General features: G+C 43.0%; 12 protein-coding genes and 1 riboswitch. Of the genes, 3 read left to right on the top strand and 9 right to left on the bottom strand.

Annotated elements, in window-relative coordinates:
• Window positions 1–130 precede the first annotated feature (130 nt).
• On the top strand, window positions 131–979 hold the full coding sequence (locus FTU36_RS03480; protein ID WP_180116813.1) for a putative porin: 849 nt from the start codon (window positions 131–133) through the stop codon (window positions 977–979).
• Between the two features lie 326 nt (window positions 980–1,305).
• A complete protein-coding gene (locus tag FTU36_RS03475) occupies window positions 1,306–2,091 on the top strand; it encodes a putative porin (RefSeq protein WP_168379409.1) in 786 nt (261 codons plus the stop codon).
• Between the two features lie 74 nt (window positions 2,092–2,165).
• Here FTU36_RS03475 and recJ read toward each other — a convergent pair whose 3' ends face one another.
• The 7 genes from recJ to FTU36_RS03440 form a co-directional block, all read right to left on the bottom strand.
• A complete protein-coding gene (gene recJ, locus FTU36_RS03470; RefSeq protein WP_180116812.1) occupies window positions 2,166–3,866 on the bottom strand; it encodes a single-stranded-DNA-specific exonuclease RecJ in 1,701 nt (566 codons plus the stop codon).
• Window positions 3,867–4,523: a pyridoxamine 5'-phosphate oxidase gene (gene pdxH, locus FTU36_RS03465; RefSeq protein WP_180041705.1), complete on the bottom strand. Its 657-nt coding sequence runs from the start codon at window positions 4,521–4,523 to the stop codon at window positions 3,867–3,869. It abuts the gene before it with no gap.
• 18 nt (window positions 4,524–4,541) lie between these two features.
• Window positions 4,542–5,873, bottom strand: a complete 1,332-nt coding sequence (glmM, locus tag FTU36_RS03460; RefSeq protein ID WP_111884469.1) for a phosphoglucosamine mutase — start codon at window positions 5,871–5,873, stop codon at window positions 4,542–4,544.
• Window positions 5,874–5,991: 118 nt separating this feature from the next.
• Window positions 5,992–7,458: an IMP dehydrogenase gene (gene guaB / locus FTU36_RS03455; RefSeq protein ID WP_078190562.1), complete on the bottom strand. Its 1,467-nt coding sequence runs from the start codon at window positions 7,456–7,458 to the stop codon at window positions 5,992–5,994.
• A 219-nt stretch (window positions 7,459–7,677) separates the two neighbouring features.
• The gene (locus FTU36_RS03450; protein ID WP_180041711.1) at window positions 7,678–8,043 is read right to left on the bottom strand and encodes a YkgJ family cysteine cluster protein; all 366 of its coding nucleotides are present in this window, start codon (window positions 8,041–8,043) and stop codon (window positions 7,678–7,680) included.
• 99 nt (window positions 8,044–8,142) lie between these two features.
• Window positions 8,143–8,940: an MBL fold metallo-hydrolase gene (locus tag FTU36_RS03445; RefSeq protein WP_078190564.1), complete on the bottom strand. Its 798-nt coding sequence runs from the start codon at window positions 8,938–8,940 to the stop codon at window positions 8,143–8,145.
• Between the two features lie 194 nt (window positions 8,941–9,134).
• On the bottom strand, window positions 9,135–9,713 hold the full coding sequence (locus FTU36_RS03440) for a TMEM165/GDT1 family protein (RefSeq protein ID WP_078190565.1): 579 nt from the start codon (window positions 9,711–9,713) through the stop codon (window positions 9,135–9,137).
• Between the two features lie 74 nt (window positions 9,714–9,787).
• A riboswitch (yybP-ykoY riboswitch) is annotated at window positions 9,788–9,930 on the bottom strand.
• Between the two features lie 58 nt (window positions 9,931–9,988).
• Here FTU36_RS03440 and FTU36_RS03435 point away from each other — a divergent pair.
• On the top strand, window positions 9,989–10,696 hold the full coding sequence (locus tag FTU36_RS03435) for a methyltransferase type 11 (protein WP_180025894.1): 708 nt from the start codon (window positions 9,989–9,991) through the stop codon (window positions 10,694–10,696).
• Between the two features lie 48 nt (window positions 10,697–10,744).
• Here FTU36_RS03435 and FTU36_RS03430 read toward each other — a convergent pair whose 3' ends face one another.
• Window positions 10,745–12,727 carry a 2-oxo acid dehydrogenase subunit E2 gene (locus FTU36_RS03430; protein ID WP_180025893.1) on the bottom strand — a complete coding sequence of 661 codons (1,983 nt, stop codon included), beginning with the start codon at window positions 12,725–12,727 and terminating at the stop codon, window positions 10,745–10,747.
• Between the two features lie 2 nt (window positions 12,728–12,729).
• Entirely contained in the window at window positions 12,730–15,432 is a 2,703-nt protein-coding gene (gene aceE / locus FTU36_RS03425; protein WP_078193212.1) for a pyruvate dehydrogenase (acetyl-transferring), homodimeric type, read from the bottom strand.
• Window positions 15,433–15,471: the final 39 nt, after the last annotated feature.

The raw sequence follows: 15,471 nt of genomic DNA, 5'->3' as shown, positions 1-15,471 counted from the left end.
ACAGAGCATTTGCACAGATTCAGCCAGATTGATCATCCAAATCATTGACTTCAATGCACATAATATGAACAATACGCTCGCGTTACTATTTATTACATTTTATTTACAACAATAATGTTTCGAGGGTTTTATGAAAAAGACATTACTTGCACTAGGGTTAGCTGTTATCACTTCATCAACTTTTGCTTATGATGGTCAAGTTGATGGCGGTTTTACTTATACAGATTGGGACAATGACATCGTAGATTCAAACGGATTGTTCAACTTACAAGGCACGTTATATTTAGACTCAGTAAACCCTAAAAATGGCCCATTAAACGAAGCTGCATTTTTAGGCCATAACAGCAATATTTATGCTAAATATAGCTATCAATATTTAGATACAAAAACAGTTGATGTATCAGATTATTTTCCTGTTTCAGGTCCGCTTGCAGGCAAAGCAGAATATGACAGCCACCATATTTCATTAGGTGCTGAATACTTCTTTGAACAATTCTACTTTAATGGTGAATTAGGCTACAAAGAAGAAAAAGCTGAAGTAAAAGTTGCTGGCATTTCAGCAAGCGAGGACTATGATTCAACAACATACCGCGCATTAGTAGGTTATTTACCTGTCTCTAACCTTTTACTTGCTGTTGGTATTGATGGCTATCAAGGCGACAATGATGAAGACGAAGACAACCGTTTTGCTGTTAAAGCAAAATATGTTGCGCCTTTGAACAATGGTCAATACATCAACCTAGAGGCAGATGGCGCTTTTGGTGATTTAGACTCTGTTACGATTGGTGCAGACTACTACTTCGACCAAGCTTTTAGCATTGGTGCATCTTACAACATCGAAGATGATGGTGATGAAGACACGGATTACTTCGCTATCCGTTCAAAATACTTCCTTAACCCGAACCTAGCAATCGGTGGTCAAGTTGGTTTTGGTGATGACGTTCAAGCGTTCAACATCAATGCAACTTTACGTTTCTAATTTCGTTTGAATTAGGAATGTGCATTAAAAAAGCACCTCAAATTTGAGGTGCTTTTTTCTTTTCGATGTAATATTTACTTTAAAAAAAGTCCAGTTGTTGACCAAATAATCTACAAATTCATAATATCTACACAGTTTTAATAAAACAAAACATTAATAATAATTATATATTTTTCAATATCTTAAATAATTAAAATTACATAAAATTACCGAATACACAGTTCTGCAACTTTGCAGCGATTGACCATCTTTAAAAATTCTCTAGACTAAAACTTGTAACAAAAAATGTATTAAATTTAGCCAAACAATTTAGAGGGGTAGTTTCCATGAAAAAACTCGCAATTGCTTCAGCACTTCTTTCTGCACTTGCTATTACAGGTACAGCTCATGCTTATCAAGCAGAAGTGGGCGCTTCAGCTGGTTACATCGACCCAGATAATGGAAGCTCTGGCAGTGAATTTGGTGTAAACGGTACTTATTACTTCAACCCTGTTCAAACTCGTAACGCTCCTCTTGCAGAAGCTGCATTCTTAAACCGTGCAAGTAACGTAAATGCACATGCAACTTTCGCTGACCGTGGCAATGTTGACGACAATACTTATGGCGTTGGTATCGAATATTTCGTACCAAACTCAGATTTCTATGTATCTGGTGATGTAAGCCGTAATAATGTCGAAGTTGACACTCCATTTGGCACAGTAGACAACGATACAACTTACTACGGTGCTGAAGTCGGTTATCTTCCTGCACCAGGCTTCTTAGTTGCAGTTGGTGTGAAAGGTTGGGATAACGATGATGATGATGGTGTAGATCCAACTTTACGTGCTAAATACGTAACAACTTTAAGCAATGGTAAAGACATTAACCTTGAAGCGGGTGCAGCATTCGGTGATCTAGATGAATTCAATCTAGCAGCGGATTACTTCATCGACAAAACATTCAGTGTTGGTGCTGACTACTACAACAACGATGTCACTGATCGTAACGAAGTAGGGATCAATGCACGTAAATTCTTCAACCAACAAGTGAGCCTTGAAGGTCGTGTTGGTTTCGGTGAAGTTGGCAACAATGACTACAATTCATTTGGTGTAGCAGCGAAATACCGCTTCTAATCCATTGAAGTCAAAACCATAAAAAAACCGCTCTTCTGAGCGGTTTTTTTATTTGTCTGTAAAAATAGAATTTATTAAGCCAAGTGTAAAACTCTCAATTGAACACTGACATTTCCTCTAAATTCATTTTTATCGAGTTCATAGACCAAGCGAATTTGATCTTGCATAGGATTAAATTCATACTTTTCTGCCGCATTAAATGCAATTGCGTCCACTATTAAGCCATTATCTAAAGCAAGTTTTAATTTCAGATGCACATCTTTCAACCAACGATAATCTAAGACTTTAAATAGACCTTCATAGACCGGTGCAGGAAATTTTTGTCCCCATGGACTTAAATTTTGCAGAAGATCCACGGTTTCGACATTAATGGCCGAATCAGGCAATTCACCATCTGTCCAAATAGTCGCCTGAAATAAACTTTCATCTTGCTCAGCGATGAGTGCTTCAAAAGCGGTTTTAAATTCAGAAAAATGCTGCTTTTGAATGGTTAGTCCTGCTGCGGCAGCATGTCCACCAAAATGACTCACTAAATGCGGATGTAATTCAGCAATACGCTCAATACTGTCTCGAATATGAATACCTTCGATAGAACGCGCAGAGCCTTTAATATGTACGCCATCCTCATCTGCGGCAAAGACGATTGCAGGTCTATGAAATTGTTCTTTCAAACGCCCTGCAACAATCCCAATCACCCCTTGATGCCAATGCTGTTCAAACATGATCAAGGCTGCAGGTAAGTTATCCTGATCAAGCTGAATATGTTCTAACTCAGCCAGAGCTTCCTGTTTAATCTGCCCTTCGACTTGGCGTCTTTCAATATTGAGTTGATTCAACTGCTGCGCAATCGGATAAGCCGTACTTAAATCTGCCGCAATCAGACACTCAATCCCAATATCCATAGTCTCCATACGCCCAGCTGCATTGAGTCGTGGGCCGACCACAAAGCCCAAGTCCTGTGCTTTTAACTGTGCAGGATCACGACCGGCAATATCCAATAATGCACTGATCCCTGGACGACATAATCCTTGCTGTATCCGCTTCAAACCAGCATCGATCAAAATCCGATTATTCAGATCTAGACTTGCAACATCGGCATAAGTGCCTAAGGCCACCAAGTCCAAATATTGGCTGAGGTTGGCTGTGGATTTAGCATTTTTTTTACGCATACTGGCCAAATTTGCCAACACATAAAATGCAACACCTACGCCAGCCAAGGCTTTACTTGGAAATTCACATCCGAACTGATTCGGATTTACCACCGCTTCTGCTAGTGGTGTTTCCTTTGTGGTCAGGTGATGATCGGTAATGATCACCTGCATACCATGTGCCTGTGCCTGTGCTACACCAGCATGGCTCGAAATACCATTATCGACTGTAATCAGCACATCTGGGGTAAAACTCACGAAGGCTAAATCAGCAATGGCGGGTGTCAGGCCATAACCATACTTAAAACGGTCTGGAACCAGATATTCAACATCCGCGCCCATATCACGCAGTGCCAAGACCATCAATGCAGTACTGGTTGCACCATCGGCATCATAGTCGCCTACAATGACAATTTTTTTATGTGCATCAATAGCTTGGTCGATCAACTCTATAGCTTGCTGCATGCCTTTTAAGGTCGGGGCATGTAAATGCTTGAGCTTCAATTCCAGTTCTTGTGCGGAAGAAACCCCGCGACGTGCCAATAAATCAGCAATAAACGGGGCAACGCCCTGAATATCTTCAGGGCGCGTCAAATAGGGTCTTTGTTGAATTAAAAGTTTAGACATTTATGGCATCAGTCGCTGTAAAACCCATTGACCATCCTGTAGTTTATAACTCAAGCGGTCATGTAAACGATTCGGACGGCCTTGCCAAAATTCATAATAATCCGGAACTAAACGATAGCCGCCCCAAAACTCAGGTTTCTCCAAAACGTCTTTGCTTTCCACTTGATCATGCAAATTTTGGAAACGCTGTTGTAATTCTTCACGACTAGCGATAACACCACTTTGTGGAGTACTAATGTGCGCTGCAATTTGGCTATCACGCGGTCGCTTATGGTAATAATCTGTCGATTCTTCGAGAGATATCTTTTCCACACGACCACTGACCCGAATTTGACGTTCCTGCTCTTGCCAATAAAACAATAATTCTGCATAAGGATTATCGAGCAGATCATTGCCTTTTTGACTGTCATAGTTGGTGTAGAAGTCATAACCTGCATGGGTCGCACCGCGCAACAAGACCGTCCGCACGTGCGGACGACCTTGGGCATTTGCCGTAGCCAAAGACATAGCATAGGGTTCATGCAGTTGTGCTGCTAAGGCATGGTTAAACCATAATAAAAACTGCTCATGTGGATCACGGTTCACCTGATCTTCATGCAACTCACCTTTTTGATAAGTTAAACGCAGTTCACTTAAGTCCTTAATCACATCATTCATGCAATTTCCCCTCTTGATTTAAGCTGCATTGGCACGAACAGCATCGGCCAAATGATTTGCCAAAGCGGTAACTTCTTCAAGGTCATTACCTTCAACCATGACTCGAATCACCGGCTCTGTGCCTGATTTACGAATCAAGATTCGACCGCGTCCTTTGAGCTGCGCTTCAGCTTTTTCAAACTCGCTCACCAATGCAGGTACGGCGTAGGGGTCAAACATCGCAGCCAAGCGAACATTTACCAGAACGTTTGGTAATAATTCAAAACCTTCCACCAATTCATGTAAGGCTTTACCTTGTTCAACCATCACCGTTAACACCTGAAGTGAAGCAATGATCGCATCACCTGTGGTGCTCTTGTCCAAAGTCAGAATATGACCTGATGGCTCACCGCCCGTTACCCAGCCCTTTTCTTCTAGGCCTTGTAAAACATAGCGGTCACCAACTTTGGCACGAAGCAACGGCACTTTGGCTTGATCTAAAGCAATTTCAAGCGCCATATTGCTCATCACGGTACCCACGATACCCGCAGGCTTTTGACTCGCTTGAGTGGCTAAAATATAGAGAATATGGTCACCGGTAATTTGCTGACCATTTTTATCGACCATAATCACACGGTCAGCATCACCATCAAAGGCAATCCCTAAATCCGCCTGATGTTCAACAACTGCTTTTTGTAAAAACTCAGGATGCGTCGAACCACAGTCTTTATTGATGTTCAAACCATCCGGTTCGTTAAACAGCGCAATCACTTTTGCACCCAGTTCACGATATACCGAAGGACCGACGCTATAGGCTGCACCATTGGCACAGTCCACCACAATTTTTAAGCCTGTCAGGTCAAAATGGTACGGGAAGGTTGATTTACAAAACTCGATATAACGACCATTGGCATCTTTTACACGCACACTTTTACCTAAGTTTGCAGGGTCTTCGATCACCAAGTCATTTTCAAGTTCTTTGTTTATGGCTTCTTGAATTTCATCCGGCAATTTTTTACCTTCGCTCGAGAAAAACTTAATGCCATTATCAAAATACGGATTATGCGACGCCGAGATCACGATGCCTAAGCTGGCATGTAATGCACGGGTTAAATGGGCAATTGCGGGTGTAGGTAATGGACCCAACAAATGAACATAAACACCTGCTGCGTTTAAACCGGCTTGTAATGCTGACTCTAAAATATAGCCCGATAATCGGGTATCTTTACCTAGTACAACGATGGGCTTTGCTTTTTTACTGTATTGTTTTAATACTTTACCTGCGGCAAATCCTAGTTTTAATGCAAATTCAGGGGTAATAGGCAATTCACCGAATTTGCCACGAATGCCATCTGTACCAAAATAACTCATGTTGTACTCACTTCTTAATGGTGATCTTAATCATCACTTTTTACTGCAAATACTTTACACCAAAAACAAAAAGGCCGTCATATTAATGACGGCCTTTTCGGCTAAAAGCTACTAAATATCAACCAACACGGTAGTTTGGTGCTTCTTTAGTAATAGTCACGTCATGTACGTGAGATTCAGACATACCTGCCGCAGTAATTTTGACAAACTGTGCATTTTTACGTAAGTCATCGATCACCGCAGAACCGGTATAACCCATAGATGAACGTAAACCACCCATCATTTGATGAACGATGTTACCCATTGGGCCTTTGTAAGGTACGCGACCTTCAATACCTTCTGGTACAAGTTTTTCAGCGCCTGCTTTTGAGTCTTGGAAATAACGGTCAGCAGAACCTGTTGCACCTGCCATCGCACCCAATGAACCCATACCACGATACGCTTTGTAGTAACGACCTTGGAAGAATTCAACTTCGCCCGGTGCTTCTTCCGTACCCGCCATCAATGAACCTACCATGATGGTACTCGCGCCTGCACCAATCGCTTTTGCCATATCACCAGAGAAACGGATACCACCGTCTGCAATCAATGGAATTTGGTCTTTTAGTGCATTGGCAACGCTGTCAATCGCAGAGATTTGCGGCATACCAATACCAGCAACGATACGTGTAGTACAGATTGAACCTGGGCCAATACCCACTTTCACTGCATCTGCACCAGCATCTAATAATGCAAGAGCTGCATCACCAGTCGCGATGTTACCGCCAATCACTTGAACTTGTGGATAGTTGGCTTTTACCCAACGTACACGTTCAATTACACCTGCAGAGTGACCATGTGCTGTATCAACAACAATCGCATCAACACCTGCTTCCACCAATGCTTCTACACGGCTTGGTGTTTCTGCACCTGTACCTACTGCAGCGCCAACGCGTAAACGACCTAAGTCATCTTTGCAGCTGTTTGGATAGTTTTCAGCTTTACGGAAATCAGTAACCGTGATTAAACCTTTCAGTTCGTTGTTGTCATTTACAACAAGGACTTTTTCAATACGGTGTTTTTGAAGTAATGCTTGGATATTTTCTTTTGATTCGTTTTCACGAACAGTTACCAAACGATCATGACCTGTCATGATGTTACTAACAGGTTGCTCAAGATTGGTTTCAAAACGAGTGTCACGACCAGTAACAATACCCACCACTTGACCGTCTTTCACCACTGGTACACCGCTGATGTTATTTGCTTGAGTTAAAGCAATCAGCTCACGTACAGTCGTTTCTGGTGTAACGGTAATTGGGTCTTTCACCATACCTGCTTCAAATTTTTTCACGCGGCGAACTTCTGCAGCTTGTGCAGCAATATCCATGTTTTTATGCAGGATACCGATACCACCGTTTTGCGCCATTGCAATTGCCATACGTGATTCAGTCACAGTATCCATCGCAGCAGAAACAAGTGGAATATTCAAATTGATGCCACGTGTGAAACGTGTCTTAAGAGAGACATCTTTTGGGAGAACAGTAGAATAGGCAGGGAGTAATAAGACATCATCAAAGGTTAGGGCTTCTTGAACGATGGTCAACATAACAGTCTCGCTGGTAATTTCCGTGAGCCATTATATACAAATTTCCGTTCAATTTTCATTTTAATTGCGGCAATTCTTTACGGAGTTTTCAATATTAACCATCGAATATGCTGTTTTCAGCAAGAATACACTGAGGGTTAGTCAGCAACTTGTTCAATACAGGCAGAATCCGAAGACTCTACCGCTTAATTTCAATAAATTTATTCTGGAACTAAAGCCTTAACTGACTTGATCGAAATCTTCATCATTTTCAGCGTCATGCAGTGGAATACTGATCAATGGAATCATTTGATGCGCGATGCGTGCTTTATTACATTGCTCATCAGCTATCTGCACACTTTTACATGTGGAACTGCGCGCCTCGTACACACTACAACTCACTGCTTGCCCAATTTCACCACCCAAAGCGATACAACGAGACTGTGTTTGATTGGTGCCCGCCATACATGAATACACAGCATTAACCGGCTCAGTATAATGTTCGGGCATATTCAGCCCTTCTGCCCAATAAAAAGAAACGCGATAGTGGGCACAACATGCTCCACAGGTTAAACATGCATCCTGAGTCGGTATTTGAGACAACATTTTTATCTATTCTCGTCATCTAAAAGCTTATTTTATGGACAAAAAATATTAAAAAATGTTATCTGCAAACTCAATTATTTTTTCTGAATTTTCAAGTCATTATACTGGGCAAGTAAAGACTGTTTCATCCATTAAATCGACACCACACTGCAAGGTTTCGATCCAATCTAAGAATTGGTTGATCTGTTCTTTACCAATAAATGGCGTGCCGTGCTGCGGTACGATCATTTCCACATCCATCGTCCGTACCATGTTGACCCACAGACGGATCACTTTGTTCGAACACATGTAGCGCTGATGGAAGCCTTTCATTTTAGGAATATGAGCGGCAAAATTTTCTAAAGGTTTAGAGGCATCATCCACCATAGATGCGCCCATATCCCCTGAGAATAAAATTTTGGCAATCGGGTCATAAAATTGGAAGTTACCAACCGAATGTAGGAAATGTGCAGGAACAGCCACCAAATGACTGTTGCCTAATGGAATCACCTGACCATGATCTGGCAGTTCGATCAGACGATCCAACCAGTTGCCTTTCATCCGGTCACTCATAAATGCAGAGTTTAAATGCGGTAAGAAACGCGCCCACAGCTTAGATGCCACCACTTTGGCGTCGGTATAAACCAACCAACGCGGCATCGAGGTAATAATGTCTGGGTCCTGATGCGAGGCCATCACATAGTCAAGATTGGTCAAACGGGTATATTTATTCAGTTCCATAGTCAGTGGGACATAGGTCAAGTCACCACCCGGATCGAGCACCGCTGCGCGCTCATTATCCAAAATCAGGAACTGGTTCGCCTGTACGCCCTCGCCTTTTACCAAGCTGGTAAAGCTAATACATTTATGCTTTCCATCATCATAAAGTACCTGTGATGTTGTGCGTTCGAAAGCCATTCCCATTCCCCAAATTTTTTATCAAAAAAAATATATTCTATAGGTGAATAACATATATTTATTTAGGGAAACTTACAATAAATATTAAGTCAATATTATCTGAAATATCAGTGAATTGGGTCTCATTTATTGGCAAAGAATCCTGAGTTTTTAACTCAGGATTTCATGTATTTTTAATATGGTGAGATCATTATTTAAAATAAATAGTGTTGTGCCAACGCAGCCAAACCAATCACCAAGAATACCAAGGCGCCAATTTTATGAATCAGTGAAATCGGTAGTTTTTCAGCTAGCTTGTTCCCAATAAATACCGCAGGCGCATTAACCAACATGATGCCTAATGTCGTCCCCAAAGTCACCCAGCCAATACTGTCAAAGCGTGCAGCCAGTGCAACAGTGGCAATTTGGGTTTTATCTCCAATTTCAGCCAAGAAGAACAAAACGAAAGTGGCGCCGAAAACCCCATATTTTTGCCACTTATTGATACTTTCAGATTCATCATCCAATTGATCGGGGATCAACATCCACACCGCCATAGCAATAAAGCCCAGAGAAACGATCCACAATAAAACGGTTGGACTTAAAACAGTGGTAATCCATTGACCCAGCACAGCAGAAACCCCGTGGTTCACCACAGTCGCGAGGAAAATTGCAATTAAGATCGGAACGGGTTTACGAAAACGTGCAGCAAGCAGTAAGGCAAGTAATTGTGTTTTATCGCCCATTTCTGACAGGGCAACAACAGCAAGGGAAATGAAGAAAGCGGTTAACATGGTGCATTTCTCTGGCTAGCAATAACATATACCGATGACTTATCCCTCCTGCTAGCCAATGTGCAGAGTGATAAATCAAAGGTCTTGCCAACAAAAGAAAGCTACGAAGAGCTCATTTGGTTCTTTGCTATGATGACCATGCTCGTTTTAGAGCAAATATGTTGACCATCACCTTCTTACTTTGCGTAAAAAGCGGCTACTCCCCAATGAAGTAATGCTATTCTAGCGAGGAATGCATGTTTTCGCAATTTTAATTTTCGATGACTCAATTTGATATGCAAAACAATAATCAAAAATTTCAAGAATTTATTCAACACTATATGCATGTGCAGGATGTATTAATCATTGCAGGTGGTCCATCTCAGCTCAATTTCGACTTAACCACCATTCAGCCCTCAAAAAAACTGCTGATCATTTGCTGTAATCAAAGTTTTCTTCAACTTCCTCAGGCTCAAATTGCTCATCATTCAGACTATGCATGGTGGTTACAGTATCAGCCCATGCTCAAAGCATCCTTTCGAGGTGACATCATTAGCGGATGTGGTTTAGGTCACAACCGTCCATATCCTGAACATGAAGTGATTAACTTTAAAACCGTGCGTATCGATACGCAAGCGGAGTTATTTCATTCACCGTACTTTGTTTATGGTAATAATTGCGGCCTTCAAGCCTATTCACTCGCACATCTCTTTCAACCGCAGCGTATTTGGCTGATGGGCTATGACTTTCAGCACCAACACGGTCAAACACATGCATATCAGCATCAACATGTGCAAGAACTTGAGCATTATGAAAAGTTTTGGGGCTTATTTTTAAAAGACTTTCAACGCTTTGAACATTTACGACATAAGCTTTGGTCGACGGCGCAGCCACATCGTACGCTTCCACTCACCTATAACCTCAACGCAAACTCGGCATTAAAGCTCTACCCTTCACCCATTGAACTTCCTGATTGGCTTTGTCAGTCCACCACCACGCCATAAAAAAACCCTGCCAAAGCAGGGTTCATTTTGAAACTTAAACAGGTCAGATTAGATCAATAAAGTTCGGATATCTTTGAGCAGCTTCGTCAGTTTATTGGCAAAACGTGCAGCGTCCGCTCCATTAATCACACGGTGATCGTATGACAATGACAGCGGCAGCATCAAACGTGGATCAAAGCTTTCACCATTCCATACTGGCTGCATGGTTGCAGGTGAAATACCCAAAATCGCCACCTGTGGCCAGTTGACCAACGGTGTAAATGCCGTGCCACCAATTGAACCCAAACTGGTAATGGTAAAATTCGCACCTTGTAGATCTTTTGGCGATAGTTTTTTGTCACGTGCTTTTTGACTCAGCTCACCCAGCTCAATTGCAATCTGCTTAATCGATTTTTGATCTGGATTACGCAGTACAGGCACGGTCAAACCATCAGGCGTGGCAACGGCAATCCCCATGTGGATTTCATTGCGTAGCAATACTGACTTGCCATCATCAGACAAATGACCTGCAAATTCACGCTCTTCTTTCAACAAATAAGCCACTGCTTTGATGATGAAAGCCATAATGGTTAAGCCAATACCTTCTTTCTTAAAGTTAGCTTTTAAATCATTACGCCAAGCTTCAAGATCGGTAATATCCGCAGCATCGAATTGCGTCACTTGCGGGATAAAATTGTTTAAAGACAATTGCGGAATCGACACTTGTTGTAAACGTGTCAAAACTTTCTCTTCCACACCACCAAAAGCATCAAAGCTTGGCAATTTCGGCAAGCCTGAAACCTGTGCCACAGCTTGAGCTGCAGGTGCAACTTGCGGAGTGGTCAAACGGGTTTTCACATAAGCGAATAAATCTTCTTTCATTAAACGCTCATGCGGGCCAGATGCTTTGACTTCTGCCAAAACCACACCCAATTCACGTGCAAGCTTACGAACGGCCGGTCCTGCATACACTTTGGCATTGGCAGCATTTTGCTCTTTGGTGAGTTTATCTGCGCCTTGTGATTGTGGAGCTGCTTCAACTTTGCTTTCAGCTTTAGGTGCAACTGTCGCAGGCTGTGCTACAGCTGGTGCAGGTTTCGCTGCTTGTGCGGGTGCTGCAACAGCTTGACCTTCGGCTTCTATCGTCACTAAAGCGACGCCTTCAGAGACACTTTGCCCTAACTGGACATGAATCGCGGTGATTTTACCAGCGGTAGAGCTTGGCACTTCTACCGTTGCTTTGTCTGATTCCACCACGATGATGCTTTGGTCTTTTTCAACCACATCACCCACAGCGACTAAAATTTCAGCCACTGCTGCTTTATCAACACCTAAGTCAGGCACTGCAATATCAACAGGTCCAGACGCCGCAGCCGTAGACGGCGCTGGTGTTGCTTCTGCAACAACAGGTGCAGCAACAGGCTGTGCAGTTTCTTGCACAGCAGCCGATTCAACCGCAGCAGATGAAGCCGCCGTTTTCACCGTTAAAATCACTACACCTTCTTTCACTACATCGCCAGCACTGATTGTGATCGATTCAACACGGCCTGATACAGTACTTGGGACTTCGACTGTCGCTTTGTCTGATTCCACCACGATAATACTTTGATCGACATCAATCTCATCACCAACAGAGACCAAAATCTCACTTACCGTAGCTTTTTCTACGCCAATATCAGGAACTTGCACATCGATGCTTTGCGACTGAGGAGCATTGGCTGCAACAGATGCTGCTGCAGTTTGTTCTGCTTCCACAACCGGAGTTGGTTCTGCTGCTTCGTCTTCACTTGCATTTTGTACTGGCTCAGCTGTAGCAGTACTTTGACCTTCTGCTTCCAACTCGATCAGCACAGCACCTTCAGCAACACTGTCACCCAGATTAACTGCAATGCTTTTCACCACGCCTGCCGAAGTGCTTGGTACTTCAACAGAGGCTTTATCAGACTCTAACAACACAATGCTGTCATCGACGCTAATGCTGTCGCCGACTTTCACTAAAATCTCAGCGACCGTTGCTTTATCTACACCAATATCAGGAGTCGTAATTTGCATGATTAGTTCTCCTCTTTGTAGTCAGCCACAGCATGCAGTTCCGGCGTTTCCTGCGGAGCCCATGCCACTGGACGGTCAGTATCTAGTTCAAAGCTTGAGATAGCATCTTTGACTAAACGCGCATCAACTTCGCCTTCATCCGCGAGTTTTTTCAATGTTGCTACCACAATATGTGCGGCATCGACACCAAAGTAGCTACGTAAGTTGCCACGTGTATCTGAACGACCATAACCATCTGTACCTAATGCAACGAACGGACGATTGTCTGGAAGATAAGCACGGATTTGTTCGCTATAAGCACGCATGTGATCGGTTGCCGATACCACAATACCGTCTTTTTCACGAAGTAATTGAGAGATCCAAGCTTCTTTCGTATCTTCAGCCAATGGATGTAGGCGGTTGTATTCTTCACACGCCATACCATCACGAGCTAATTCGTTAAAGCTAGTGACGCTCCACACGTTTGAATGAATTTGATATTCATCACGAAGGATTTTCGCCGCTTTAATCACTTCACGCAGAATCACACCTGAACCCATCAACTGAACCGTTGCTTTCTCATCTTCTTCGAAGAGATACATACCACGTTTAATGCCTTCTTCAGCACCTTCAGGAATAGCAGGGTGTTCGTAGTTTTCATTCATTACTGTTAAGTAATAGAACACGCGCTCTTGGTTCACGTACATGCGTTTTAAACCATCATGTACGATCACTGCCAACTCATAACCAAAACATGGGTCATAAGAAATACAGTTTGGAATCGTATTTGCCAAGATATGTGAATGACCATCTTGGTGCTGTAAACCTTCACCGTTCAGTGTTGTACGACCCGCAGTTGCACCGAGCAAGAAGCCTTGCGCCTGCGCATCACCTGCAGCCCATGCAATATCGCCAATACGCTGGAAACCGAACATCGAGTAGTACATATACATCGGAATCATTGGCAAGTTATTGGTTGAATAACTGGTTCCTAACGCAGCCCAAGCACTCATCGCACCCGCTTCGTTAATCCCTTCTTGTAACATGTGACCATCTTTAGCTTCACGGTAATGCATCAACTGTTCTTGGTCTTCAGGGGTATATTTTTGACCATGCGCAGCATAGATCCCCAACTGACGGAACATACCTTCCAAACCGAAAGTACGCGCTTCATCTGGCACAATTGGTACGACACGATCTTTAATGGCTTTTTCTTTCAATAATGATGAAATCAAACGTACCATCAACATGGTCGTCGATTGCTCTTTACCGCCACTGCCTTTCAGTACCGCATCAAACACAGACAATTCAGGAATCGCCAGCTGTTCACTTTCTTTACGACGTGCAGGTAAATAACCACCCAATGCCTCACGACGCGCCTTCATGTATTTCAATTCAGGCGAGTTTTCACTCGGACGATAGAATGGCACTTCTTCAAGCTGTTCATCGGTAAATGGCAAGTTGAAACGGTTACGCACGTATTTCAACGACTCAAGCTGCATTTTCTTGATTTGATGCGTCTTATTGACTGCTTCAATCTCTTCCGACAAACCATAACCTTTGACTGTTTTTGCCAAGATAACTGTTGGCTGACCCGTTTCCTTCATCGCTTCGGCATAAGCCGCATACACTTTGAATGGGTCATGACCACCACGGTTCAGGTTATCAATATCTTCATCGCTTAAGTTGCGCACCAACTCTTCAGCTTCAGGATACTTACCAAAGAAATGTGCACGCGTATACGCACCACCTTTCACTTGATAACGCTGGAAGTCACCATCGACCGCTTCTTCCATCACCGCTTTTAAGGCACCTGAATCATCTTTTGCCAGTAACGGATCCCAATGACGACCCCAAACCACCTTAATTACGCGCCAGCCTGCACCACGGAACAATGATTCAAGTTCTTGAATAATTTTACCATTACCACGAACTGGGCCATCTAAACGCTGTAAGTTACAGTTCACGACCCAAATCAGATTGTCGAGCTTTTCACGACCTGCAAGTGAAATGGCACCTGTACTTTCAGGTTCATCCATTTCACCATCACCGAGGTAAGCCCAAACTTTACGGTTTTCTTCTTTGATCAGGCCACGGTTCATCAAGTACTTTTGAATGTGTGCTTGATAGATCGACATGATCGGGCCTAGACCCATCGATACGGTTGGGAACTGCCAATAATCTGGCATCAAGTACGGATGTGGGTATGAAGGTAAACCTTTACCGCCAACTTCACGACGGAAATTATTTAAATGTTCTTCAGTCAAACGACCTTCTAAGAACGAACGTGCATAGATACCTGGCGCACAGTGACCTTGATAATAGATCATGTCACCGCCAAAGCTGTCGCTATTGGCACGGAAGAAGTGGTTAAAACCCACGTCATATAAAGTGGCAGATGATGCAAAACTTGCCAAGTGACCACCTAAATCGTCACCTGTTTTATTGGCACGCAGTACCATCGCTAAGGCATTCCAGCGGATCAGCGCACGAATACGGCGCTCCATATCCGAATCACCCGGCATAGGCGGTTGTTCTTCAACTGAAATGGTATTTAAGTAAGGAGTATTTAGTCGCTGAATGGGAACGTGCTTAGCAATCGCTTGTTGATAGAGTTTTTCAAGCAAAAATGCAGCGCGGTCAGTTCCCATGTGCTGTAAAACTGAATCAAATGCGTCCTGCCATTCTTGGGTTTCTTGCGCATCTGTATCGCCATAAAACGCCATACTTCACCTATCCTATGTGCTAAATATATGGCTCTATTA

The organism is Acinetobacter sp. YH12096, assembly GCF_013419215.1.
GTDB lineage: Bacteria > Pseudomonadota > Gammaproteobacteria > Pseudomonadales > Moraxellaceae > Acinetobacter > Acinetobacter amyesii.
This window is presented reverse-complemented; position numbering and strand designations above follow the sequence as displayed.